The 2,115-nt window shown below is 43.6% G+C and carries 2 protein-coding genes; both read left to right on the top strand.

The window, feature by feature from the left end; genetic code table 11:
* Positions 1-1,585: ABC transporter permease/substrate-binding protein (locus Q0192_RS09480; RefSeq protein WP_366518164.1), on the top strand; the 1,585-nt coding region annotated here is incomplete at its 5' end.
* Position 1,586: 1 nt separating this feature from the next.
* Positions 1,587-2,115: DinB family protein (locus Q0192_RS09475; RefSeq protein ID WP_299289239.1), on the top strand; the 529-nt coding region annotated here is incomplete at its 3' end.

Below are 2,115 nucleotides of genomic sequence, written 5' to 3'. Positions count from 1 at the left end.
TGCAAAAATCAGCATGAACAACCAGCAGCAAAGTTTATGGCAATTTATGCGGCAGGAACACGAAAAACTGCTGCAGCAAACCATCGAACATTTGGGCCTTACATTTACGTCGTTATTGCTCGCCATCTTAATCGGTTTGCCTTTGGGAATTTGGATTGCGCGTAAAAAACAATTTGCAGGCAGCGTTTTGGGTTTTGCCGGCGTACTGCAAACCATTCCGAGCATTGCGCTGCTCGGTTTCATGATCCCGTTGCTTGGCATCGGCCCAAAACCTGCTATTGTTGCGTTGTTTTTATACGCGCTGCTGCCCATCATCCGCAACACGTTTACCGGCATCAGCGAAGTAAATGCCACGGTAAAAGAAGCAGCGCGCGGCATGGGCATGAGCAACTGGCAAATATTGTTCAAGGTTGAATTGCCGCTGGCGATGCCGGTTTTGCTGGCCGGAATCCGTACGGCAACCGTTATCAATGTTGGTGTGGCCACGTTGGCCGCTTTTATTGCGGCTGGTGGTTTGGGCGAATTTATTTTTGGCGGCATTTCCCTCAACAACACCAACATGATTTTGGCCGGTGCCATTCCGGCGGCTTTGCTGGCCATTATTTTAGATTTTTTGCTCTCGCGGATACAAAAACTCAGCTTTAAAAAAATCAAAGTGTTTTTGTGGCTGCTGCCGGTGGCCATGCTTCTTTTATCGTCCTTTTATTTTATTCCAAGTTTGGGAAAAGGAAAACTGCTGGCCGGTTTTACGCCCGAATTTATGGGACGGCGCGATGGCGATTTAGGTTTGCGCGAGATTTATGGTTTGAAGATAAAAACCGTTGTGATCAGCGATGCTGTAATGTATAAAGCGGTTTTTGAAAAGCATTTAGATGTAATCAGCGGTTACAGTACGGATGGCCGTTTAAAAGCTTTTGATCTAACAATTTTGGAAGACGACAAGCATATTTTTCCGCCTTATTATTGTGCGCCGGTGGTTCGGAAAGATGCTTTGCAAAAATTCCCGGAATTGGAAAAAACATTAAATTTATTGTCGGGAATGATCAACGATTCCATCATGACGGATTTAAATTACAAAGTGGATTACCTCAAGCAATCGCCTGAAAAAGTAGCGCACGATTTTTTGGTGCAACAGCGGCTTTTTCGTCCTTTTAGAAACGGAAAAAATGGAACGGTACGCATCGGTTCTAAAATTTTTGGCGAACAATATATTTTAGCCGCCACGTATGCAGATTTGATTCAAGGCTACACCGATTATGCCGTTTCCACAAAAACTGGTTTAGGCGGAACGAAGATTTGTTTTGATGCGTTGACCAACAACCAGATTGATTTTTATCCAGAATATACGGGCACAGGTTTGCTGGTTATTTTGCAGCCTTCACAACAAACAACGGATTTGCTTGGCAGCAGCAAACTCAAAGTTTATAATTTTGTTAAAAAAATGTTTGAACAGCAATATGCGTTAGAGTGGCTGAAGCCGATTGGTTTTAACAATGCTTATGCTTTGATGATGCGCAGTAATCAAGCGCGCAAACTTCATATCAAAACTATATCCGATCTAAAAAAATACCTGCAAAAAGAGTAGCATGAATTTATTACAAGCCTACGAAACCGTCCGCCAGCGGTCAAAACAAATTTGCGCTCCGTTGCAAACCGAAGATTACGTGGTGCAGCCGATACCCGATGTTAGCCCGCCGAAGTGGCATTTGGGGCATACCACCTGGTTTTTCGAAACCTTTATTTTGAAACCTAATGTTGTTGGCTACCAGGAATTTAACCCGGATTATAACTACGTTTTCAACAGTTATTACGAAACGGTTGGCGCGCGCGTTATCCGGACAAACCGCGGTAATTTAAGCCGACCAACTGTTCAGGAAGTTTACGCTTATCGGGATTATGTGGACGAAGCAATGAGAAATTTGCTTTCTTGTCCGGTTTCGCCTGAATTGCAGGAATTGCTGACCTTAGGTTTTTACCACGAAGAGCAGCACCAGGAATTGTTATGGACGGATATTAAATATATTTTGGGCCATAACCCTTTGTTTCCGGCTTATGCGGAGCAATATCCGCAAAGTGAAAATTTTGATGGCGATGCTGTTTTTATCCCCATAAAAT

This window comes from uncultured Mucilaginibacter sp., assembly GCF_937859865.1.
Taxonomy (GTDB): domain Bacteria; phylum Bacteroidota; class Bacteroidia; order Sphingobacteriales; family Sphingobacteriaceae; genus Mucilaginibacter_A.
The sequence above is the reverse complement of the archived record's forward strand: the minus strand, read 5'-3'. Positions and strand labels throughout refer to the sequence as shown.